The organism is Chelatococcus sp. KU-N122 (genome assembly GCF_055391085.1).
Map to the genome: position 1 here is coordinate 2,978,408 of NZ_AP043981.1, position 23,314 is coordinate 3,001,721.

The following is a 23,314-nucleotide window of genomic DNA, read 5'->3' on the forward strand; positions in this document are numbered from 1 at the left end:
CCTTGCCGCGCACCATCTTGATCGCAATTCCGGTCGAGATGCGCCGCCGCCAGGGGCGGTCCCAAGGGTTGCCAAGATGCTCGAACAAACGACCACCGCGCCGCCGAGCGCCGTCAAGGACGTCACCACGGCGTCGTTCACCCAGGACGTCATCGCCGATTCGATGCGGCAGCCGGTGCTGGTCGACTTCTGGGCGCCCTGGTGCGGTCCCTGCAAGCAGCTGGCGCCGGTGCTCGAGAAGGTCGTCGAGTCGACCCAGGGCAAGGTCAAGCTGGTCAAGATGAACATCGACGACCATCCCCAGGTCGCCGGCCAGCTCGGCATCCAGTCGATCCCCGCGGTCATCGCCTTCCAGCGCGGCCAGCCGGTCGACGGCTTCATGGGCGCCGTGCCGGAAACCCAGATCCGCGGCTTCATCGAGCGGCTGGTGGGGCCGCTGGGGCCGACGGCCATCGAGGAGCTGCTGGCGGAGGCGGAAGCGCTGGTGGCCAACGGCGATGCCACCGGCGCGGCCCAGGTCTATGCCGAGATCCTCACCGCCGAGCCGGAAAACCCGGACGCCATCGCCGCCATGGCCAAGCTGCACCTCGATCTGGACGATCTGGAGGGCGCCAAGCGCTTCCTGGCTATGGCGCCGGCCGACAAGGCGGACCACCCGGCCGTCGCCTCCGCCCGTTCGGCCGTCGAGCTCGCCGAGCAGGCGGCCGACCTCGGCTCCAGCGGCGAGCTGGAGGCCAAGGTGGCGGCCGACCCGAACGACCATCAGGCGCGCTTCGACCTGGCGCTGGCGCTCGCCGCCAAGGGCAAGCGCGAGGCGGCGCTCGATCACCTGCTGGCCATCTTCAAGGCCGACCGGTCGTGGAACGAGGATGCGGCGCGCAAGCAGATGGTGCAGATGTTCGAAGCCTGGGGCCCCATGGATCCGCTGTCGGTGGCCGGGCGCCGCAAGCTGTCGTCGCTGATGTTCTCGTGAGGCGGGCACAGGCCCCGCGCGGGCCGCGCCGCCGGCTTGACCGGTTCCGGGCCGAGCGTTTGTGAAAGGTGAGGCTGCCGTGGTGATGAACGCCGTCTACCGGGGCCCTCAGGATTGCCCGAGGACCATCCCGCTGTTTCCCCTGTCGGGCGCCCTGCTGCTGCCCCGGGGCGAGATGCCGCTCAACGTCTTCGAGCCGCGCTACCTCGCCATGGTCGACGACGCGCTCGCCGGCCGGCGCCTCATCGGCATCATCCAGCCGACGGAGGAGGCGGCACCGGACGCGCCGCCGCCGGCGTTGTACCAGGTCGGCTGCGCCGGGCGGATCACCCAGTGGGCGGAAACCGGCGACGGGCGCTATCTCATCACGCTCACCGGGGTGGCGCGCTTCAGCCTCGCCGAGGAGATCGCCGTCACCACGCTCTATCGCCAGGCCAAGGTGGACTACCCGTTCACCATCGATTTTTCCGCGCGCGCCGGCGAGGACGAGGTCGACCGCGAGGGGGTGATCGCGGCGCTCGCCGCCTTCGTCAAGGCCAACGAGCTCAGGATCGACTGGCGCGGCGTGCAGAACGCGCCCAACGAGGCCCTCGTCAACGCGCTGTCGATGATGAGCCCCTACGGCGCCAAGGAGAAGCAGGCGTTGCTGGAGGCGCCGGACCTGAAGGCCCGCGCCGACATGCTGATCGCCATCACCGAGATCGAGCTGGCGCGCGACGCCGGCAATTCCGACTCGTCCCTGCAATGACCTCGGCGGCCGCCGGCGCGCACCGGCCGCCGGCGGTCCCGTAGGTTGGACTTCCTTCGAAAGCGAGCACCCGATGGCCGACACCTCCTCCGCCCAGCCCGAAGCGACGCGGCTCGATCCCAAGCTGCTGGAGCTGCTGGTCTGTCCGCTCACCAAGGCGACGTTGGAGTACGACGCCGAGCGGCAGGAGCTGATCAGCTACCCGGCCAAGCTCGCCTATCCGATTCGTGACGGCATTCCGATCATGCTGCCGGACGAGGCGCGCCCGCTCGATTGAGCGGCGTCGCAGGGGGGAGGGGGTATGGTGCGACCGCTGAGGGCGTCGGCAGTGACGGTCGCGCTCGCCATCTGCTCGCCGGTCGATGCGGCCGAGAGCCTCGTCGGCACCTGGGCGACGCCCGGCCGGTGCGGCCGGCCGCTGTCGACCGTGGAGGTGCGGCCGATGGGCTTCTCCGGCGAGGATTTCTTCTGCGATTTCAGGAGTGTCGAGCGCCGAGGCAACACCGTGCGCTGGCGCGGCCCGTGCACCTTCGGCGCCGATCGCGAACAGGCCACCGTCACCGCACGCCTCGCCAAGGGCATGCTGAGCTACCGGGTCAACCGCGACGGCTGGAACGGGCCGCTGCAGCGCTGCCCCTGAGGTCGGCCGCGCCACGTGGCGAGCGCTCCGGGCAAATCGGAGCTCGCACCCCATCGCTCTCGTCTTGGCGTCGGATGAGCCCCAGGACCCGTGCGCCGCATCTGGGTCGGATGCTTTAGACTCTGGAGTATTGGCGGCATCCGTCTGCCGGATTCGCGCCACAGTTCATTCAACAGTCGTTCATAACGCTAGGTGATGATCCGGCTGAGTGACAGAGTCTAGCCTGGGGGCGCCCGATGCCTGGATGTCAAACCTTGCGACTGGCCGTCATCGCGCTGTGCATGCTCGCCGGCGTCGGCGCGAGCCGCGCGCAGCAGCTGGAAAAGCGCATCGCGCTCGTCATCGGCAACGGCGCTTATCAGGCCGAGCCGCTGTCGACGCCGGCGAACGACGCCGGCCTGATCGCCCAGACGTTGCAGGCCGCCGGCTTTGACGTGGTCGGCGCGCGCGATCTGGATGCCGCGACGCTGCGCTCGTCCGTCCGCGAGTTCGCCGACAAGGCGAGTGCCGCCGGGCCGGACACCGTCGCCGTCGTCTACTTCGCCGGCTATGGCCTGCAGGTCGACGGCGAGAACTATCTCGTGCCCGTCGATGCCCGAATCGCGCGTGATGGCGACGTGCCGCTGGCCGCGATCCGTTTGAGCGATCTCACCAAGCCGCTCGCCGCCCTGCCGCTGAAGGCCCGCGTCGTGGTGGTCGACGCCGCCCGCGCCAACCCCTTCGCGACGGGCGGCCAGCCGCTGGCCGGCGGCCTGGCGCTGGTGCAACCCGACGACGGCATGCTGATCGCTTTCAATGCGGCGCCGGGAACGATCGGGGTGGAGAGCAAGACGGCCTATGGTGCCTATGCCACCGCCTTGTCCGAGATGATCAAGGAAGGCGGCCTCCAGCTCGACGAGCTGTTCGAGCGGGTTCGGCTACGCGTCAGCGAGCTGACGAACGGCGCCGAAGTCGCTTGGCATGCGTCGCGCGTCAAGGCGTCGTTCCTGTTCTTCGAGCGGACGAGCGCACCGCCGTCCGCGCCGCCGGAGCGGTTCTCCGAGCTGCGCTCCAGGCCGATCCGCGCTTTCGACGCGCGGGACGCCTACACGGCGGCGCTGGTGCGTGACACGCTGGCCGGCTATCTCGATTTCCTCGCCGCCTATCCGGACGATCCACTGGCGCAGCGGGTGCGCGCCATCGTCGCCGCCCGGCGCGAAGCGACGACGTGGCGGGAAACCACGGTCATCGATACGCCCGACGCCTATTGGTCCTATCTGCAGCGCTATCCGCACGGCCCGCATGTCTACGACGCGCGACGCCGACTGCGCTATTTCTCGGTGGCGCTCGAGCCGCCGCCCGCCTTCGCCGCGATCGCCTACGACGTACCGCCGCCGCCGCCGCAAGAGGTCGTCTACGTCGAACGCCCGGTCGTCTACTTCGCCGATCCGATCTACGCGTTGCCCCCGCCGCCTCCGGTGCCCGTGGTCTTCCTGCCGCCGCGCCCGGCCTATTTCGTCGACCTGCCGCCGCCGCCCCCGCCGGTCGAGGCGTTCATCCTGCCCGTCCCGGTCTACCATCCCGTCCCGCAGTGGGTCGAGCGCCCGGCCTACGTGGCTCCGCCCCCGGTCAACGTCGTCAGCGTGAACATCCACAACACGGTGATGATCGACGAGCGGACGCAGCGCACCGTCATCATCAATCCTGCCGGCCAGCAGGTCGGGCCCGGCGCCGCCGGCCTGCCGCCGGCCGCCGCGGCACCGGGTCCGATCGCTCCGGCTCCTGGGCCGGCACCGGGAGCACCGGGGTTCATTCAGGCGCATCCGGCCGCGAGTGCAGCCATCGCGGCCGCTGCCGTGGCGCTGCCGGCCGCGGCTGCCCTGCGCGCCAGGCAGCGGGCCAACCCGGCCGGCCTGCAGGGGGCGCCGGTGGCCCCCGGCCCGACGGTGGCTCCCGCGGCGCTGGCGCCCAATCAGCTCGCGCCGGGCCCGCACGCGAGCCCGCCGGCCCAGCCCTTGCCCTCCGTCCAGGCGCCGGTGGCCAATCTGAATCAGCCCGCAGGGCAGCCGCTGCCGCCGCATGGCCCGCAGCCGTTGCCGGGCGTGCCGTTGCCGGGCGCGCCCGGCAACGTTCAGGGCGCGCCGCCGCGGGGGCCGTCGCCCGCCAGCCTGCCGCCGAGCTTGCGGCCGCTGAATGCGCCGGCCGGACTGCCCGCCGCGGCCGACGGCGTCGTGCGCCTGCCTGCGGCTGCCGGCGCGCCCGCCGTGCCGTCGCCGGCCGCGGGCGGCCGGCCGCTGCCGACGATACCCGTGCAGCCGGGCGCCCCGGGCAATGCTCAGGCCGCGCGGCCACCGGGGGCTCCGTCCACCAGCCTGCCGCAGGGGCCCCAGCCCGCTCCGGCAGCTGTTACGGCCGTTCCCGGCGGTGCCCCACGCCAGCCTGCGGCGGCCGGCGCGCGACCGGCCACGCCGGCCGTCGGTTCGCTCCCGCCCGCCGGCGCGCCCGGCGTGCCGCCGGTCGCGGGCGGCCAACCGCTACCGACGATAGCCACGCCGCCGGGCGCCCCCGGCAATGCCCAGGCCGCACGGCCACAGGGCCTCCCCTCCGCCAGCCAGCCGCAGGGCCCTCAACCCTCTCCCGCAGCCCTCCCGGCCGTTCCCGGCGGTGCGTCACACCAGCCGGCGACGGCCGGCGCTCGACCGGCCCCACCGACCGTCGGCTCGCTCCCGCCCTCCGGAACGCCCGGCGTGCCGCCGGTCGCCGGCGGCCGGCCGCTGCCGACGGTGGCCGCGCCGCCCGCCCCGGCCAGCACCGAGGCTGCACGTCCCCCGGGGGCTCGACCGGCGCCGTCGCCGGCAGCGCTTCCGGCCGCTGCGCCACACCCGCCTGCGGCCGTCGGCTCCGCTCCCCGCGTGACGCCCGGCGCTCCCCCGCCGCCGGCGGCTGGCGCGCAGCAGCAGCAGCGCAACGCCGCGCAAGCCGCGGCGGCCCAACAAGCTGCCCGGCAACAAGCGCAGCAGGCGGCTCAGCAGCGGGCCGTCCAGGTCCAGCAGCAACGGGCTCAGCAGGCGGCGCAACAGCAGGCGCAGCGCGCCGCCATGCAACAGCAGGCGGCCCAGCAACGAGCCGTCCAGGTCCAGCAGCAACGGGCTCAGCAGGCGGCGCAGCAACAGGCACAGCGTGCCGTGATGCAGCAGCAGGCGGCCCAGCAGCGGGCCGTCCAGGTCCAGCAGCAGCGGGCCCAGCAGGCGGCACAGCAGCAGGCGGCCCGGCAGATGGCGGGCCAGCAGCGGGCTCAGCAGCAAAGGGCGGCACAGCAGGCTCAGCACGGGCCGCGGCGGCCGAGCTGCGGCCATCCCGGCGAGCCGCCCTGCCGCTGAGCCGCGTGGCGGCCCGTTGCGGCTCAGCAGAGTTACGCGGACCGGAACACGGTTCCGGTCCGCGAAACTCCGCTAACGCTCTGCTTAGGCCGCAGCGGAGGCCAGCCTTATCCGCTGCGCTCGACGTCCACGTCGTAAGCTTGCCGGCCTGCCTCCAGCCGCGGCCGAACGATGATCATGTCGCCCTCGGCGAGCTTGCCGAGCGCCACCTCCCGGTCCGGCAGGACCAGGGTCGTGAGCTCCCCGGTGACCACCAGGACCTGCCGGCGGCTGGCCGCACCGGCCTGGGCCCAGGCCTTGATCTGACTGAAGAACGGCTCGCGCCGCCAGGCCTGGGCCGCCCCCGTGTCGACCTGCACGACCAGCCGGTTGGCGCCGTGCTCGGTGTAGAGCACCAGCTTGCTGCGGTCCGGCTTCCACTCCTCGCCGAGGAAATCCTGGGTCAGCCACAGGCAGGAGAAGGTTCGGCACTCCTGCGGCCGGGTGTCGTAGACGGTGCAGCCCTGGCCCGGCCGGCAGTTGGGGCACCAGCGCCCGCGCGGCTTGTCGAGCTCCACGATCCCCATCACCTTGCAGCACAGGGCGCATGTCCCGCAGGCGCGGGGTTGGGCTGCGGCCGTCATGCTCACCCTCCCGGCAGCGCCTGCGCCTCGACCACGGCAATGGCGGTGATGTTGACGATGCCGCGCGCCGTCACCGAGTGGGTGAGCACGTGCGCGGGCTGCGCCGGGCCGATCAGGATCGGCCCCACCGGCAAGGCGTCGGCCAGCGCCTTGGTGAACTGGAAGGCGATGTTGGCCGCGTCGAGGTTCGGCATGATCAGCACGTTGGCGACGCCCTCGAGGCGGGAGGCCGGATAGACCCGCTCCCGCACCGCCTGCGACAGCGCCGTGTCGGCCGCCATCTCGCCGTCCACGTCGAGCTCGGGCGCCCGCTGCCGCACCAGCGCCAGCGCCGCCCGCATCTTCAGCGCCGAAGGCGAGTCCGACGAGCCGAAATCCGAATGCGACACCAGCGCGATCTGCGGCGTCATGCCGAAGCGCTCGACGTGATGGGCGCAGGCGATCGTCATGTCGGCGATCTCCTCGGCGCTGGGATCGGGCCGCACGTGCGTGTCGGCCAGGAAGAAGGCGCCCTTCTGGGAGATGACCAGCGACAGCGCCGCCATGTCCTGGGAGCCGGGGGCCAGGCCGATGATGTCGCGGATGTTCTTGAGCCGGGACTGGAAGCGCCCCTCCAGCCCGCAGATCATGGCATCGGCGTCGCCGCGCTTCACCGCGAGCGCGGCGATGACGGTGGAGTTGGTGCGCACCAGCGTCTTGGCGGCGTCCGGCGTGATGCCGCGGCGCCCCGCCACCTCCACATAGGTGGCGACGTAGTCGCGGTAGCGTGGATCGTCCTCGGGGTTGGTGATGTCGAAATCGGCCTTCGGGCGGATCGACAGGCCGAAGCGCTTGAGCCGGGTCTCGATCACCGAGGGGCGGCCCACCAGGATCGGCCGGGCGATGCCCTCCTCGATGATCGCCTGGGCGGCGCGCAGCACCCGCTCGTCCTCGCCCTCGGCATAGATCACGCGCTTGGGGTCGCTCTTCGCCTGGTTGAATAGTGGCTTCATGACGAAGCCGGAGCGGAAGACGAAGCTGCCGAGCCCGTCCGCATAGGCCTTGAGATCGCCCAGCGGCCGTGTCGCCACGCCGGTCTCGATTGCGGCCTGGGCCACGGCCGGCGCGATCCGCAGGATCAGGCGGGGATCGAAGGGGCTGGGAATAAGCGAGCGTGGCCCGAACAGCCTGGCTTCGCCGCCGTAGGCGCGGGCGACGACGTCGGACGGCGTCTCGCGCGCCAGCGCGGCGATAGCGCTCGCGGCCGCCGCCTTCATCGGCTCATTGATGGTGGTCGCACCCACGTCGAGCGCGCCTCGGAAGATGTAGGGAAAGCAGAGGACGTTGTTGACCTGGTTGGGGAAGTCCGAACGGCCGGTGCAGATCATGGCGTCGGGCCGGGCCGTCTCCGCCACGTCGGGCATGATCTCCGGATAGGGGTTGGCCAGCGCCATGATCAGCGGGCGGGGGGCCATCGCCTGCAGCATCTCGGGCTTGAGCACGCCGCCGGCGGACAGCCCCAGGAAGATGTCGGCGCCCGAGATGATTTCGGCCAGGGTGCGCAGCTCGGTCCGCTGGGCGTAGACGGCCTTCCAGCGGTCCATGAGCGTCGGCCGGCCCTCGTAGACCACCCCGTCGATATCGCTGACCCAGATGTTCTCACGCTTGGCGCCGATCGAGACCAGCAGGTTGAGGCAGGCGAGCGCCGCGGCGCCGGCGCCGGAGGTGACGATCTTCACCTCGCCGATGGACTTGCCCGCCAGCGCCAGCCCGTTGGTGACCGCGGCGGCGACGATGATCGCCGTGCCGTGCTGGTCGTCATGGAACACGGGGATGCCCATGCGGGCCCGCAGGCGCTCCTCCAGCTCGAAGCACTCGGGCGCCTTGATGTCCTCCAGGTTGATGCCGCCGAAGGTGGGCTCCAGCGCCGCAACGATGTCGACCAGCTTGTCGACGTTCTTCTCGGCGAGCTCGATGTCGAAGACGTCGATGCCGGCGAACTTCTTGAACAGTACCGCCTTGCCTTCCATCACCGGCTTGGCGGCGAGGGGGCCGATGTCGCCGAGGCCGAGCACGGCGGTGCCGTTGCTGACCACCGCGACCAGGTTCTGCCGGACCGTGTACAAGGCCGCGGTGCTGGTGTCGGCGGCGATGGCCTCGCAGGCGGCGGCCACCCCCGGCGAGTAGGCCAGCGCCAGATCGCGCTGGTTGCCGAGCGGCTTGGTGGCCTGGATCTCCAGCTTCCCGGGCTTTGGATGGCTGTGGTAGACCAGCGCACCGGATTTCAGATCCTGGGAGAGGTTGTCGTCCACCGCTTCGCTCCGCCATCGCCCGCTTGTTCGCGGCCGGAAGGTGACTGGCGGCAGGGCCGATGTCCAGAATTGCTTGCGGACCTTTTGACGCCGTGGTGTCCCGTGGCCGCGGCGCACCGGTGCTCTTGCGCCTTGACGGGCGCGGCCGTCGACCCTATACACCGGTCCCTTCATGGCATCGTTGGTTGAAGCCCGCTGCCCGTGCTTTCGGGCTCGCTCGGCTTCGCCGTTCAGCAGGACGTTCAGATCATGGCCCGCCGTTGCGAGCTGACGGGGAAGGCGGTGTTGACCGGCCATCTCGTGAGCCATTCAAACCGTAAGACCAAGCGCCGGTTCTTGCCGAACCTGTGCAATGTGACGCTGCAGTCGGATATCCTGCAGCGCTCCGTGCGGCTGCGCGTCACCGCGGCGGCGATCCGCAGCGTCGAGCACCGTGGCGGCCTGGATGGCTTCCTCGTCAAGGCCGCGGCGGACGATCTATCGCCCGGCGCGCTGGCGCTGAAGCGCGAGATCGAGAAGAAGGCCGCGGCCGCCGCCAGCTGAATTCTCCCTGGCCCCGCTTGCGGGGAGAGGGTTGGGGTGAGGGGGCTGGCCGCGCGGCGCGACCGGCCTGGAGCCTCACCTGAAGCGCCCCTCACCCGGCTTGCGCTTCGCGCAAGCCGGCCTCTCCTCGCAACGGGGACGAGGTGGCGAGATACCGCGGTTGCGCCCGGCCTTTGCTACGCGCCGTCGTCGACGAGCGCGAACTCGAGCAGGATGGTACGCTGCTCGGACGAGAAGTTGTCGTCGGAGATGATCGTAAGGATCGTCTCGCCCGACGGCCCGCGATGCAGCGCCAGCCCTTCCATATTGTCGATCTCGAAGCCCTTGTCCGCGGTGACGAGCACCGGGCCGTCGAGCAGCGCGCCGGCCTTCACCTCCGCCGCCGCGATGCGCCGTAGGCGCAGCTTCACGCCCGTGGCGCGCGTGTAGAAGCGCTCCAAGAGCAGCATGTCGCCGCCGGGCAGGAATGCCAGGTCGGTGATGTCGAAGCCGTCGTGGCGCGCCACGCGGAACTCTCCCGCACCCGGCCCGGTCAGGATCCAGCCGCGCGTCGGCCCGTCGCCGTCGGATTGTTCGGCGATGGTGACGAGGGCACCGGCGATCGGGCTGGCGGGCGGCGCCACGCCGATCGCCTCCAGGCTGGAGTTCGACGGCAGCCGCTTCACCGCCGCCGGCACCGGGACGGTCTCTCCCCGGGCGGCAAAGCCCTCGCTGCCGAAGGCGAAGCGCATGACTTCGTGCGTGCGCTCGATGCTGACGTAGGCGGTGCCGTCGACGATCGCCAGGCCCTCGGTGTCGTAGGAGGCGGTGTCGCCCAGCGGCGTGCCGTTGGCAGACAGGGCCGGCGCCAGCCGGACCGCGTCGAGCCCCGCGATTCTGCCGTCGGCGTAGCGTGGCGTCGCGGTCATCCAGGTGCCTTTGTCGCTGATAGCGACCAACTCGCGCCCATCGGCGCTGCGCCACAACCCCGACCAGCCGCCGAAATCCGGATCCTTGGCGGTGAGCACCAGGCCGCCGCGAAATTCGAGCGCGCCGAACCGCGTCGCCTCGGGCGCGGCCCGGTCGAAGCCTCGGGTCGGTTGTGCGGCGACCTCGACGGCGCGTGGGCCAGCATCGGCCCGCAACGCGGCGCTGCTTAGCAGGCCAAGCAGCAGGGCCGCTGCTGCGGCGAGGGCTAAGAGAGCAGCGGAGTGTGGGGGCCTCGCCGCATGGTGTCGAGCTGTTACCCGCATCGCCCCTTATCCGGCTTGCGCAAGGCGCAAACCGAACCCTCCCCGCAACTGGTGATCGAATGCGCGCATCGCCTGCCGCGTCATGGCCGGGCTTGACCGGGCCATCCATCTACTTGGAAAAACAACGGCATTCGGCCGGCCCTGGTGGGCTGATGCTTCGCTCTTTGATGGATGGCCGGGTCAAGCCCGGCCATGACGCTGGCGGCGGTTGCAGCGTCTCTCAACGCCGACCGCCGGCCGCGCGCCGCAAGTTGCCGCCGAAGGACGGCGGCGCCTTGTCGTCGAACAGCTCGGCCAGCTTGTCGGTCATCGCTCCGCCCAGTTCCTCGGCGTCGACGATGGTGACGGCGCGCTTGTAGTAGCGCGTGACGTCGTGGCCGATGCCGATGGCGATCAGCTCCACCGGCGAGCGCTCCTCCACCTCGGAGATGATGTGGCGCAGGTGGCGCTCCAGGTAGTTGCCCGGATTGACCGAGAGGGTGGAATCGTCGACCGGGGCGCCGTCGGAGATCACCATCAGGATCTTGCGCTGCTCGGGTCGCCCGAGCAGGCGCTTGTGGGCCCAGTCGAGCGCCTCGCCGTCGATGTTCTCCTTGAGCAAGCCCTCGCGCATCATCAGGCCGAGGTTCTTGCGGGCCCGCCGCCACGGCGCATCGGCCGATTTGTAGATGATGTGGCGCAGGTCGTTCAGCCGGCCCGGATTGGGCGGCTTGCCCGATTGCAGCCACAGCTCGCGCGACTGGCCGCCCTTCCAGGCCCGCGTGGTGAAGCCCAGGATCTCGACCTTGACGCCGCAGCGCTCGAGCGTGCGGGCCAGGATGTCGGCGCAGGTGGCGGCCACCGTGATGGGGCGGCCGCGCATCGAGCCCGAATTGTCGAGCAGCAGGGTGACGACCGTGTCGCGGAAGTCGGTATCCTTCTCGTGCTTGAACGAGAGCGGCTGGAAGGGGTCGATGATCACCCGCGGCAGGCGCGCCGGGTCGAGCATGCCCTCGTCCTGGTCGAACTCCCAGGCGCGGTTCTGCTGGGCCAGCAGCTTGCGCTGGAGGCGGTTGGCAAGACGGGCGACCACGCCTTGCAGATTGGCGAGCTGCTTGTCGAGGTAGCCGCGCAGCCGCGCCAGTTCCTCCGCATCGCACAGGTCCTCGGCCGCCACCACCTCGTCGAACTTGGCCGCGAACGGCTTGTAATCGGGGCCTCGCGGCTCGTTGGAGCGGGACGTCGGCGGCCGCGTCATCTCGCCGGAATTCTCGGAATCGCCGGTCTCGGCGTCGTCCGGCATCTCGCCCGAGGGCGCGTCCGCCGCCTCGGTCGCGCCCTCTTCGAGGTCGTCGGTGGCGTCGTCGGACACTTCGGCGTCGCCGCGCTCGGTGCTGTCCTGCTCCTCGCCGTCGCCCTGGTTCTGGTCCTGGCTGGTGTCGGGCGCGTTGTCCTGGCTGTCGTCCTCGTCCTCCTCGGACTCCATGTCCGACTCGTCGGCCATGTCGAGGCTGGACAGCAGGTCGCGGACGCTGCGGGCGAAGCTGCGCTGGTTGCCGATGGACTTGGCCAACCCGTCCAGGTCGGCGCCGGCGCGCTCCTCGATGAAGTCGCGCCACAGATCGACGATCTTCTGCGCCGCCGGCGGCGGCTTGAGCCCGGTCAGGCGCTCGCGCACCAGCATGGCCAGCGCATCGGCGATCGGCGCGTCGGCGCGGTCGGTGATCTCGTGGTAGTTGCCGCGGTGGTAGCGGTCCTCCAGCATCGCGGTGATGTTGGCGGCGGTGCCGCGCATGCGCGTGGAGCCGATGGCCTCGATCCGCGACTGCTCCACCGCATCGTAGACGGCCCGCGCCTGCTGGCCCTCCGGCGCGAACTTACGGTGCAGGCCGATGTCGTGGCATGCGAGCCTGAGCGCCATGGAATCGGCATGGCCGCGCAGCACGGCGATGTCGGCGGCCGCCACCCGCCTCGGCGGCTCCGGCAGCCGGGCGCGCTCGCCCACCAGCGACGGCTTGTCGGAGGCGAAGCTGACCTCCAGATCGGCGCGGCCGGCGAGCGCGCGCATGCAGCCGGTCACGGCGCGCTTCAACGGCTCGGTCGGCGAGGGCTTGGAGGTGGGCGGTTTGATGTTTGAGATCGTCACGGACGTCCGATCCACGGGTTGGGCGGCGGACGGACCGGCCGCCGATCGCATGGACCGCCTCCCGATGGCGAGGCGCTCCAGCCTTCAAGGAACCGGAGTGCTCGCCCCGATCGGATGAGGACATCCGATCGGGACATGCTCCCGGCTAGCTCAGGGCGATGTTGGCGGCGCTTTCCGGCAGCTCGCGGCCGAAGCAGCGCTGGTAGAACTCGGCCACCAGCGGCCGCTCCAGCTCGTCGCACTTGTTGAGGAAGGTGAGCCGGAAGGCGAAGCCGACATCGCGGAAGATCTCGGCATTCTCCGCCCAGGTGATCACCGTGCGCGGGCTCATCACCGTCGACAGGTCGCCATTCATGAAGGCGTTGCGGGTGAGATCCGCCAGGCGAACCATGCGGTTCACCGTGTCGCGGCCCTGCTCGCTGTCGCGGTAGTGGTGCGCCTTGGCCAGCACGATATCCACTTCCTTGTCGTGCGGCAGGTAGTTGAGGGTCACCACGATCGACCAGCGGTCCATCTGGCCTTGGTTGATCTGCTGCGTCCCGTGATAGAGGCCGGACGTGTCGCCGAGGCCGATGGTGTTGGCGGTGGCGAACAGGCGGAAGGCCGGATGCGGCCTGATCACCCGCTTCTGGTCGAGCAGCGTCAGCCGGCCGGACACCTCCAGCACGCGCTGGATCACGAACATCACGTCGGCGCGGCCCGCGTCGTACTCGTCGAAGACGAGCGCCACGTTGTTCTGCAGAGCCCACGGCAGGATGCCGTCGCGGAACTCGGTGACCTGCTTGCCGTCCTGGAGGACGATCGCATCCTTGCCGACCAGGTCGACGCGCGACACGTGGCTGTCCAGGTTGATGCGCACGCACGGCCAGTTGAGACGCGCCGCAACCTGCTCGATGTGCGTCGATTTGCCGGTGCCGTGGTAGCCCGTCACCATCACGCGGCGGTTGCGCGCGAAGCCGGCGACGATGGCGAGCGTGGTGTCGTGGTCGAACAGGTAGTCGGGGTCGATCTCCGGCACGTGCTCATCGGGCTCGGAATAGGCCGGGACCTCGAGATCGGAATCGATGCCGAATACCTGGCGCAGGGACACCTTCATGTCCGGGAGGGCGGCTGTCGTCTCGCTATGGCCTTGCATGGGTCCTCGCTATCGGAAGCCTGCGGTGCCGGGCCGATCCGCGGCTGTCGGCGCGCCTGCCTCCTGTTCTTCCTTAAAGCGGCCCGCCTCGGCCGGCAATTTCAGCCGGCGCGATCGCGCCGCCGGATCGTGGTGTCCGTGCGTCTCCCGGCCGAAGCACGAACTGCGCCAGATCAGCAGAGATTGAGCGATCGCAGGACGCCGTAGGCGCGGACGATCTCCTGGAACCGCGTCTCGTAGCTGCGGTCGCCGCCGTTGGCGTCGGGATGGAAGCGCTTGACCAGCGCCTTGTAGCGCGCCTTGATCGCTGCGGTATCGGCGCCTTCCTCCAGCCCGAGCGTTTCCAGCGCCTTCACGGCGGAAACGCTGAGGCGCGGCTTGCGTTCCTCGGCGGCCGTGTGGGCGGCGCTGGCCGACTGCCCGAACAGATTGAAGGGATCGAACGAGGCATGGACGGCGTCGCCCCGCCGCCAGTTGGTCCGCGACCCCGCTTTGACGCCCATGGTCCAGGTCGGCCGGTGGCCGACGGCATCGGCCTTCTGGTGCTGCATCACCGCTTCGTCGTCCATTCCCGCGAAATAATTGTAGGAATGGTTGTAGGCCCGCACGTGCTCCAGGCAGAAGTGCCAGTACTGGCCCTCCTTGCCGCGTCCTTTCGGCGCGCGATGGCCGGCCGCCACGTCGCAACCGGGATGATCGCACGCGCGCACCTGCTGTGGCTGCGGCTCGGCCGCAGGCTTGCGGACGCGGATACGGTCAAAAAGGGGCGAGTTGAGATCCATTGCAGCCAGATTATGTTTGCTTGGCCCGTACCGGCAAGGGTTTATCGGTCACAGGGCCGTCGAGGATCGCGCATGTCGAGGAAAGAGCTGATCGAGAGCCGGCTGCGGACGGCGTTCGGCCCGGTCGATCTTACGGTCACCGACGACTCCCACCGCCACGCGGGGCACCGGGGAGCGCGACCGGAAGGCGAGACTCATTTCAGCGTAGACATCGTGTCGGATGCCTTCGCCGGCAAGAGCCGGCTGGAGCGCCACCGCATGGTCAACGCCGCGCTGGCCGACGAGCTCGTGCCGGAGCGCATCCACGCCCTGGCGATCACCGCGCGAACGCCGGCCGAGTGAGCCGGCCGGCCGCGCCGCTCAGGTGCGGCTCAAGCGCGCATGGTTGGCGCGGACGCGGCGCGAGTAAGCCTTGAGCGCCACGGCCGGCACGCGGTGGGATTGGCCGGTGGCGACGGCCTGCATCATGGCGAGCTGGGCCTCGACGAAGGCCGACGATTTCTCCGCCACCATGCGCTGCATCTCGACCTCGGCCTGGGTGCCGCCGGCGGCCATCTTGACCATACGCATGCCGATCACGCTCTGCGCGCTGATCGCCATGCGGGCTGCATCGCAGCTCAGGGATACCCAGGAGTTGAAGAGGTCGAACATGCGTCCATCCTAGAGCGTGTCCCGATCGGATGGGGTCATCAGATCGGATAGAATTGCTCCACCTTTTTGAGCCTGGAGCAAACAGCCACGCTATAGCGATCGATGTGGGATGGAAATGCTTTCGTTTCCCACTGACCGCGGAAGGGCAGCCATGCGTCATGTGCATGGTTGCGAGCCCGTTGCCGAGGGGGGCGTGTCACCGCCCGGCGGCCGCCGTCGTGGCCTATGTCCTTGTCCCGGCGTCGCATTTCGCCGAGGTGCTCGAGCACAAAAGTGCTCCAGATTCAAAAGGTTATGAGCATTTCTCCGCCATTGGGTGTGCTCATCCAATGGCGAAATGCTCTAAGGCCGGCAGCGGCGTCAGCGCCCGTCCGGGGCCGCCACGATCAGCACCCAGTACACCTTGTACTTGGATCCCGGCGCATAGGCCGTGGCGATGCCGAGGCGGGTGCCGCCCGCGTCGAGCATGGTCCTGTTGTGCACCGGCGATTCGCGCCAGCCCGAGAATGCCTCCGCCAGCGTGTGGTAGCCGGCCGAGACATTGACGGCCGGCGAGGCGACGCCGGCCGCGCTCAGCGTCCGCTTCAGCGCCTCGGCCGAAGCGGGCTTGTCGTTCGCCGCCATCGCGGCGGCGGCGGTGCGGGCCTCGCGCCCGAGCGCCGGATCGACCGTCAGCGGTCCCAGGCCGTTGTTGCGCCGGTAGAGGTTGATCATGCCGGCGGCGGTCTGCGGATCGACCTGCGCCTCGGGCGCGGCCAGGCTGGCGTAGAACAGCGGCGCCTGCCCGCCGCCTCGCGGCTCGCTCGCGCAGCCGGGCATCATGGCCATCAGCGCCAGCACGCACAGACGCTCCAGAGTGCTCGCCATCGCCCCCGTTCCCATCGGCTGGGCTCGGCGCCCCAGCGTGCTTCGCGCCGGACGAATCTCGTCCGGCGCTCAATCCCGGTCGTCCGGCTCGCCGTCCGGCCGTGCGGCGTCGGACCGGGCGCCGCTGGTCGCCGCTTCGCCTGGTCCGCCGTTGCCCCCGGCGCGGGGGCCCGACCGCGTGATCAGGTCTTCGAACTGTTGCGGCAGCTGCAGTTTCACTTCGCTTAACGGCACTCCCGGAGCGACGTAGATCTTTTCCGCCGTCAGCCGTTCGAAGATCTTGAAATTGAGCTCGCTCTTGATGCGCAGGCTCGCTTCCACGTCGGCGAAGCAGCGCAGCTCGAACTCCTGCGAGGTGTCGGTGAACTTGTTGAACAGGGCCGTCGGCTTCGGGTCGCGCAGCACGTCGGGATGGCCGGCGGCGCAGGCGAGCAGCAGGTCGGCGACGCGGCTCGGCGACGGCTGGAACGGCACCGTGATGACGATCGAGATGCGGCCGGTGCGGTTGTTGCGCAGCCAGTTCTTCACCACGCCGGACACCAGATTGGAGTTCGGCACGATGACGGAGGCGCGCTCGAAGGTCTGGATCTCGGTGGCGCGCACGCTGATGCGGCGCACGTAGCCCTGTTCGGCGCCGACGACGATCCAGTCGCCGACGCTGATCGAGCGCTCCCAGAGCAGGATCAGCCCGGAGACGAAGTTGTTGACGATCGACTGCAGGCCGAAGCCGATGCCGACCGACAGGGCGCCGGCGACGATGGCGATCTTGTCCAGGCTGAGGCCGAGCTGGGCGAGCGCCAGGGCCACAGCGACGAAGGCGCCGAGATAGCCGACCGCCGTGGTGATCGAGTTCCTGAGGCCGGAATCCAGGCCGGTCACGGGCAGATACTTGGCGTCGAGCCAGCGCTGCAGCGCCCGTGTCGCCAGCACCGCGAGGATGAACAGTCCGGCGGCGCCGATCACCGTCGCGAGCGAGATGCGGATGCCGGCGATTTGCAGCCCGAACAGGACCGCGTCGAGCGACGAGGTGAAATCGGCGGAGTCGATGCCCCACGGCGCCAGGATCAGTAGCAGGGCGATGACGATCAGCAGCACCCTGAGCAGGCCGGAGGCGAGGACGGCGAGCTGATCGAGCGAGCGTTTGCGCAGGCCGACGCTGGTCTGCAGCGCCACCGCCACGCGGCCGTCGCCGACGAGCGTTCGGCCGATGGTCTCGTCGACGATGGTCAGGGCGAGGCCGAGCAGCGTGCCGACGATGGCGATCCAGATGCATTGCTGGATGGTGAACGAGGCCAGCGCGATGAAGCCGCCGAGAACGGAGAACAGCAGGACGGCGACCACGGCCCATCCCACGACGCGCAGCGGACCGGCGAAGGTCGGCTCGGTCGGCACGTAGGGCCCGAGGCTCGCTTCGTCGCAATCGTCGTTGCTGCGGATGCGCTGCAGGGTTTGGGCGAGCAGCAGCGCCACCACGATGGCAATCAGGCCCTTGAGCGCCGCGGACGTGGCGAGGGCCGCGCCGATGGTTTGCAGCACGACCTCGAGGACACGGCTGACTGCGACGACCGTCGAGCCGACGAAGATCAGGCGGTAGATCGGCTCTGCCGCGGAATCTTGCACGTCGACCACGCGCCAGGTGGGGGCGGTGGGCGCCAGGATCGCCTCGGCGAGCGCGCGCGCGGAGACCACGAAGAGGACACCGATCAGGACGGCGCGGATGATCGGCTCGATACCGGGCGGCAGCAGGCCGGCTGCGTCGAGGCCGATGTAGATGAAGTACGCCGATAGTGCGGCCGGCAGGGCGGCGAAGATGGTGCGCCAGACGGCGGCGAGCGCGCGGCGCAGGCGCGTCGGCGCGGTGATGCGGTCGTCGCGGGCGGTCAGGCGCGGCGCCAGCCTCCGGCGGCCCATGTAGGTGGCGAGGGCGGCGACCAGGGCGGCCAGCAGCGTCAGCACCCGGCCCTGCGCCACGCGTGCGGCGAGCGCCGAGAGCCAGTCCGACGTGATCGTCGTGATCGCCTTGAGGTCGCCCGGCGCCGACTGCATCACCGACAGCCACAGGTCGGGGCTGACGATGCTCCAGTTGCGGTGGAACAGCGTGTTGGTGAACAGCGTCCGCCGGCGATTGGTGATGCGGCTGCTGACCTGGTTGGCCTGCACGAGCAGGGCATTGCCGGCGCGGCTCACCTCGTTGAGCTCGGCGAACTCGCGCTCCCGTTCCTGGCGGTCGCGGGCGGCCTCGGGGCTCTCCTGCGGCGCGCTGGCCTCGGGCTTGGGGCCGAGCTGGTCGAGGCGTGCCTTGGCGGCCGCGACCCGCGGCGTCAGCTGGTTCAGGACGTCCTGGATGGCCTGCGTGGCCGGATCCACCTGGCCCCGCAGGTCGACGAGCTGGGCGTCCGTGAGGCCCGGCCTGGCGAGGGCTGCCTCGGCCTCGTTCAAGCGAAACTTCAGCTGATCGAAGCGCTCGCGCATGCCCTTCATGGCATCGGCGGTCGCGTCCTCGCCCGCGGGCGTGGCCGCAGCGGCGGGCGGCGCCGGCAGGGCGGGCGCGGGCAGGGTCTGGGCGGCAGCCTGGCGGGCGTATGCGGCCACGCCCACCCCGATCGTCAGGGCCGCCAGCCACCGGACGGCGGTTGCGGCGATGCGGGCGGCGGGGCGGGCGGGGAAGCCGGTCATGCGCGATCCTGTGGGGCGTCTCATCACCGCTTACATCGGGCGGCCGCGGCGCGATTCGAGCCAGGATAGGGAAGCACACGCCTTCGAGCGCGCAAAAGCGGCGAGAACATGCCCGTCGCGGCGCGACGGCGTAAAGCCCCTCCAGACCGGGCGGGGCCTGCGCGACCGCGGAAATCGCTCCGGCGTGCCGGTCCGTGCCGGCCGGCGCGCCCGTGCGGCGCGCTATTCGGCGGGGTTGACCTGCGGCACCAGCGGCGGCGCGCCGTCGTGCGCGGGCTTGGCGACGGCTTGCGGCTTACGCCGCCCGAGGCCGAGCAGTGCCTTGCTCAGCCGGTCCATGTAGAGGAACAGCACCGGCGTGATGAACAGGGTGAGCAACTGCGACACCACCAGACCGCCGACGACGGCGACGCCGAGCGGCTGACGCAGCTCAGAGCTCGCGCCGGCACCCATGGCGATGGGGATGGTGCCCATAAGTGCCGCGAACGTGGTCATCATGATGGGGCGGAAGCGCATGATGCAGGCGCGGTAGATGGCGCTTTCCGGGTCGGCGCCGTCGCGCAGCAGCTGCAGCGCGACGTCGATCATCATGATGGCGTTCTTCTTCACGATGCCGATCAGCATCAGGATGCCGATGATGGCGATGACGCTGAGATCCAGGCCGAACAGCTGCAACGTGGCGAGCGCGCCGAGCGCCGCGGCCGGCAGGCCGGTCAGGATGGTGAACGGATGCACGAAGCTTTCGTAGAGAATGCCCAGCACGATGTAGATCGTGATGACCGCGGCGAGCAGCAGGATGCCCTGGTTGGCGAGCGACTGCTGGAAGATGTTGGCATCGCCGGAATAGGTCGTGGTGATCGACGGCGGCATGCCGAGCTTGAGCTTCAGCGCGTCGATGCCGGCCGTCGCGTCGCTGAGCGATTTGCCGGCCGGCAGGTTGAAGGACAGCGTCACCGCCGGCAGCTGGCCGAGCTGGTTGACCGACAGCGTGCCGCTGGTGCGCTCGATGCGGGCGAAGGCACTGATCGGCACCAGCGTGCCGTTGGCCGAGCGGATCCGCACCGTGTCGAGCAGGTTGTTGCTCCAGCCGTAGCGCGGATCGAACTCGATGATCACCTGGTAGCTGTCGCCCGTGGTGTAGATCGTCGAGATCTGCCGGACGCCGAAGCCGGAGTAGAGCGTCGAGCGGATCTGGTCGGCAGAGATGCCGAGCGCCGTGGCCTTGTCGCGGTCGACGACCACGGTGGACTGCAGCGCGTTGGCCTGCAGGTCGGACGAGACGTCGACGAAGGTGGGGGCGGCGCGCATCGCGTCCGTCATCTTGACGGCCCAGTCGTAGAGCGACTTCTGCTCCAGGCCCTGCAGCACCAGCTGGTACTGGCTCTTCGAGCGGGTGGTGCCGAAGCGCAGGTTCTGGTTGGGGATCATGAAGGTCTGGATGCCGGGGATGCGTGCCAGCTCCCGCCGGAGCTCGGCCAGCACCACGTTGAGCTCCGGCCGCTCCGTCTTGGGCTTGAGCTCCACGAAGCCGCGGCCCTGATTGACCGTGCTGTTGGTGGCGCCGATGATCGACGACGCGTGCTTCACGTAGGGTGAGCGCCGGAACGTCGCCTCCACCTCGCCTTGCAGCCTGGCCATGTCGTCGAACGAGATGTCCTGGCGCGCTTCCGTCGAGATCGACAGCTGATCGATATCCTCGATCGGGAAGAAGCCCTTCGGAATGGTGACGAATAGGTAGGCCGTCACGCCGATGGTCGCCAGGAAGACCACGAAGGTCACGATCTTGAACCGGAGCGCCCCCTTCAGCACGAAATCGTAGGCGCCGAGCATGCCGTCGAAGCCGCGCTCGAGCAGGCCGCCGATGCCGCGCCGGGCCTCCTCGTGGCTCAGCGGCTTGGGCAGCATGCGCGAGGCGAGCATCGGGGTCAGCGTCAGCGACACGAAGGCCGAGGCGGCGAGCGAGCAGGTGACGACGATGGCGAACTCGTGGAAGACGCGCCCGACCACGCCGCCCATCAGCAGCACCGGGATGAACACGGCGACCAGCGACACGGTGATCGAGACGATGGTGAAGCCGATCTCACGGCTGCCGTCGAGCGCCGCCTGGAAGGCGCTTTTGCCCTCCTCTTCCATGTGCCGGTAGATGTTCTCGACCATGACGATGGCGTCGTCGACGACGAGGCCCACCGACAGCGTGAGGCCGAGCAGCGAGATGTTGTCGATGGAGAAGCCCAGCAGATACATGGCGCCGAGCGTGGCGATGATCGAGATCGGCACCGCGAGGCTCGGGATGATGGTGGCTGAGAGCCGGCGCAGGAACAGGAAGATCACCAGGATCACCAGCCCGATGGTGAGCAGCAGCGTGAGCTGGACGTCCTCCACCGCATGGCGGATCGAGGTCGAACGGTCGATCAGCGTCTGAATCTTGGCGGACGGCGGCAATTGCGCCTGGAAGGCGGGGAGCATCGCCTTCACCTTGTCGACGACGTCGACGGTGTTGGCGTCGGGCTGGCGCTGCACGGCCAGGATGATGGCGCGCGAGCCATCGTACCAGCTGGCGGTCTGGTTGTTCTCGACGGAATCGATGACGTTGGCGACGTCCCTCAGGCGGACCGGGCGGCCGTTGCTGTACGCGACGATGACGTCGCGAAACTGCGCCGCCTTCTGCATCTGCGTATCGGCCTGGATGGTCAGGTTCTGGTTGGGGTTCTGCAGCGTGCCGACCGGGGTCGAGGAATTGGCCTGGGCCACGGCGCTCTGCAGCTGGTCGACGCCGATGCCGCGCACGGCGAGCGCGTTGGGGTCGGCCTGCACCCGGACGGCGAACTTCTGGCTGCCGTAGATCAGCAGCTGGGCGACGCCGTCGATGGTCGAAATGGCCGGCGAGATGACCTGCTGAGCGAAGGCGTCCAGCGTCGAGAGCGGCAGCACGTCGCTGGTCAGCGTCAGCAGCAGCACCGGCGCGTCGGCCGGATTGGCCTTGCGGAAGCTCGGCGGCGTCGTCATCTCGATCGGCAGCTGCTTCTGCGTCCGCGTGATCGCCGACTGCACGTCCGCCGCCGCCGCGTCGATGTTGCGGCTCAGCGCGAACTGGATGTTGATGACGGTGTTGCCCTGGGTGCTCGACGCCGACATGGAATCGATGGCGGGAATGGTGGCGAACTGCTTGATCAGCGGTGTCGCGATCGAGTTGGCCATGGTGTCGGGCGAGGCGCCGGGCAGCTGCGCCGTCACGCTGATGACCGGGAAATCCGTGTTCGGCAGAGCGGCGACCGGCAGGAAGCGGTAGGCGAACAGGCCGCCGATGACCATCGCCGCCGACATCAGGATGGTCGCGACCGGATGCCGTATGCAGAATTCAGAGACGTTCACGGGCGTTCCTCGGCGGCATCATATCACGAGTGGTCGTCGGCATGGACCGCGGCTTCGTTCTGCGACCCCGCCGCGTTGCTGCGCACGGTCTCGGTGACACGGCTGCCCGGGCCGATGCGGAGCTGGCCCTCGACGACCACGTGCTCGCCCGCCTTCAGCCCCGTCTCGATGGCGGTGCGGTCGCCCTCGGCGCCCAGCACGGTCACCTGCCGCGCCTCGACGGTCTTGTCCGCCTTGACCACGTAGACGTAGGAGCCGTTCTGGCCGATCTGCACCGCCGGCGAGGGCACCGTGACCGTGTCGGGCCTCATGTCGAGGTCGACCTGCACGTCGACGTACATGCCGGGCCAGAGCCGCAGGTCCTCGTTGGCAAAGTTGGATTTGGCCACGATGGTGCCCGAGGCGGTGTCGACCGAGCTGTCGAGAAAGTCGATCTGGCCGGTCGCCAGCACCGTCTGGGTGCCGGGCAGCAGCACGCGGACGGCCGGCGGCGGCTTGCGCAGCATCGCGGCGCGCACCCGCGGCAGCTCCCGCTCCGGCAGCGTGAAAGCGGCTCGGATCGGCTTGACCTGGGTGATGGTGACGAGGCCCGTGCCGTTGGGGTCGGTGGCGCTGACGAGGTTGCCCGGCGCCACCCGGACGGCGCCGATCCGACCGGCCATGGGGGCCGCGATCTTGGTATAGGAGAGCCGGATCCTGTCGTTGGCCAGCGTCGCCTGGTCGGCGGCGACGTTGGCGTCGGCGCTCTTCGCATCGGCCACCGCCTGGTCGAGCGCCGATTGCGCGGCGGCGCTGCGCGCCAGCAGCTCCTTGGTGCGCGCCAGGGCGGCGCGGGCGCGGTCGGCCAGCGCCTGGTCACGCGCCAGCGTCGCCTCGTCGCGGGCGATGGCCGCCTTGACCTCCTTGTCGTCGAGGGTGAACAGCGGATCGCCCGCCTTCACCATTTGCCCGTCGGTGACGTGCTGCTCGAGAATCTGGCTGTCGATGCGCGATTTCACCACCACCGACGCCGGCGTCTCGACGATGCCGATGGTGCGGCGGCGAATCGGGAAGGTGACGTTCTCTGACGATGCCGTCATCACCGCGACCCCGCCGCCGTTGCCGCGGCGCGGGCCGCCGTTGGCGGCGTCGCCGGCGGTGGCCGCGGTCGTCTGCGGCGGCGCCCCGGCCTGGCCCGTCAGCCGCGCGACCGCCGTGTGCAGCACCGGGGTGAGCTGATCCCGGTAGATCGTGCCGGCGGCCGCGGCCGCAAGGACGATCACGGTGAAGACGAGGGTGCGCGTGCGCATGGAACGTC

General features: G+C 70.0%; 18 protein-coding genes. 7 read left to right on the forward strand and 11 right to left on the reverse strand.

Annotated features, from left to right (window positions below; genetic code table 11):
- The first annotated feature begins 76 nt into the window (after nt 1–76).
- The 5 genes from trxA to ACZ5PO_RS13405 all read left to right on the forward strand — a co-directional run bounded on the left by trxA (nt 77) and on the right by ACZ5PO_RS13405 (nt 5,720).
- Nucleotides 77–973 carry a thioredoxin gene (gene trxA, locus ACZ5PO_RS13385; protein ID WP_464194161.1) on the forward strand — a complete coding sequence of 299 codons (897 nt, stop codon included), beginning with the start codon at nt 77–79 and terminating at the stop codon, nt 971–973.
- Between the two features lie 79 nt (nt 974–1,052).
- Entirely contained in the window at nt 1,053–1,721 is a 669-nt protein-coding gene (locus tag ACZ5PO_RS13390) for an LON peptidase substrate-binding domain-containing protein (RefSeq protein ID WP_464196826.1), read from the forward strand.
- A 73-nt stretch (nt 1,722–1,794) separates the two neighbouring features.
- A complete protein-coding gene (locus ACZ5PO_RS13395) occupies nt 1,795–1,998 on the forward strand; it encodes a Trm112 family protein (protein WP_464194163.1) in 204 nt (67 codons plus the stop codon).
- Nucleotides 1,999–2,022: 24 nt separating this feature from the next.
- Nucleotides 2,023–2,361, forward strand: coding sequence for a hypothetical protein (locus ACZ5PO_RS13400; RefSeq protein ID WP_464194165.1), 339 nt, complete (start codon nt 2,023–2,025; stop codon nt 2,359–2,361).
- Between the two features lie 254 nt (nt 2,362–2,615).
- The gene (locus tag ACZ5PO_RS13405; protein WP_464194167.1) at nt 2,616–5,720 is read left to right on the forward strand and encodes a caspase family protein; all 3,105 of its coding nucleotides are present in this window, start codon (nt 2,616–2,618) and stop codon (nt 5,718–5,720) included.
- 107 nt (nt 5,721–5,827) lie between these two features.
- Here ACZ5PO_RS13405 and ACZ5PO_RS13410 read toward each other — a convergent pair whose 3' ends face one another.
- The gene (locus ACZ5PO_RS13410; RefSeq protein ID WP_464194169.1) at nt 5,828–6,343 is read right to left on the reverse strand and encodes a hypothetical protein; all 516 of its coding nucleotides are present in this window, start codon (nt 6,341–6,343) and stop codon (nt 5,828–5,830) included.
- A gap of 2 nt (nt 6,344–6,345) precedes the next feature.
- Nucleotides 6,346–8,634 carry an NADP-dependent malic enzyme gene (locus tag ACZ5PO_RS13415; protein WP_464194171.1) on the reverse strand — a complete coding sequence of 763 codons (2,289 nt, stop codon included), beginning with the start codon at nt 8,632–8,634 and terminating at the stop codon, nt 6,346–6,348.
- 249 nt (nt 8,635–8,883) lie between these two features.
- On the opposite strand from ACZ5PO_RS13415, the gene rpmB reads away from it, so the two are divergent.
- Complete coding sequence (gene rpmB, locus ACZ5PO_RS13420) at nt 8,884–9,177, forward strand: 50S ribosomal protein L28 (RefSeq protein ID WP_464194173.1); 294 nt, start codon at nt 8,884–8,886, stop codon at nt 9,175–9,177.
- Between the two features lie 176 nt (nt 9,178–9,353).
- Here rpmB and ACZ5PO_RS13425 read toward each other — a convergent pair whose 3' ends face one another.
- The 4 genes from ACZ5PO_RS13425 to ACZ5PO_RS13440 all read right to left on the reverse strand — a co-directional run bounded on the left by ACZ5PO_RS13425 (nt 9,354) and on the right by ACZ5PO_RS13440 (nt 14,451).
- Entirely contained in the window at nt 9,354–10,301 is a 948-nt protein-coding gene (locus tag ACZ5PO_RS13425; protein WP_464194175.1) for an esterase-like activity of phytase family protein, read from the reverse strand.
- A 328-nt stretch (nt 10,302–10,629) separates the two neighbouring features.
- Entirely contained in the window at nt 10,630–12,534 is a 1,905-nt protein-coding gene (gene cobT / locus ACZ5PO_RS13430) for a cobaltochelatase subunit CobT (RefSeq protein WP_464194177.1), read from the reverse strand.
- A 145-nt stretch (nt 12,535–12,679) separates the two neighbouring features.
- Nucleotides 12,680–13,669, reverse strand: a complete 990-nt coding sequence (cobS, locus tag ACZ5PO_RS13435) for a cobaltochelatase subunit CobS (protein WP_464194179.1) — start codon at nt 13,667–13,669, stop codon at nt 12,680–12,682.
- A 173-nt stretch (nt 13,670–13,842) separates the two neighbouring features.
- Complete coding sequence (locus tag ACZ5PO_RS13440) at nt 13,843–14,451, reverse strand: J domain-containing protein (RefSeq protein WP_464194181.1); 609 nt, start codon at nt 14,449–14,451, stop codon at nt 13,843–13,845.
- 72 nt (nt 14,452–14,523) lie between these two features.
- On the opposite strand from ACZ5PO_RS13440, the gene ACZ5PO_RS13445 reads away from it, so the two are divergent.
- Nucleotides 14,524–14,793, forward strand: a complete 270-nt coding sequence (locus ACZ5PO_RS13445) for a BolA family protein (protein ID WP_464194183.1) — start codon at nt 14,524–14,526, stop codon at nt 14,791–14,793.
- An 18-nt stretch (nt 14,794–14,811) separates the two neighbouring features.
- Here ACZ5PO_RS13445 and ACZ5PO_RS13450 read toward each other — a convergent pair whose 3' ends face one another.
- The 5 genes from ACZ5PO_RS13450 to ACZ5PO_RS13470 form a co-directional block, all read right to left on the reverse strand.
- Nucleotides 14,812–15,102 carry a hypothetical protein gene (locus ACZ5PO_RS13450; RefSeq protein ID WP_464194185.1) on the reverse strand — a complete coding sequence of 97 codons (291 nt, stop codon included), beginning with the start codon at nt 15,100–15,102 and terminating at the stop codon, nt 14,812–14,814.
- Nucleotides 15,103–15,462: 360 nt separating this feature from the next.
- Nucleotides 15,463–15,969, reverse strand: a complete 507-nt coding sequence (locus tag ACZ5PO_RS13455; protein ID WP_464194187.1) for a CAP domain-containing protein — start codon at nt 15,967–15,969, stop codon at nt 15,463–15,465.
- Between the two features lie 69 nt (nt 15,970–16,038).
- A complete protein-coding gene (locus ACZ5PO_RS13460) occupies nt 16,039–18,645 on the reverse strand; it encodes a DUF3772 domain-containing protein (protein ID WP_464194189.1) in 2,607 nt (868 codons plus the stop codon).
- Nucleotides 18,646–18,867: 222 nt separating this feature from the next.
- Nucleotides 18,868–22,017 (reverse strand): efflux RND transporter permease subunit, encoded by a 3,150-nt coding sequence (locus tag ACZ5PO_RS13465; protein WP_464194191.1) that lies wholly within the window; start codon nt 22,015–22,017, stop codon nt 18,868–18,870.
- A gap of 23 nt (nt 22,018–22,040) precedes the next feature.
- Entirely contained in the window at nt 22,041–23,306 is a 1,266-nt protein-coding gene (locus ACZ5PO_RS13470) for an efflux RND transporter periplasmic adaptor subunit (protein ID WP_464194193.1), read from the reverse strand.
- Between the last annotated feature and the right edge of the window lie 8 nt (nt 23,307–23,314).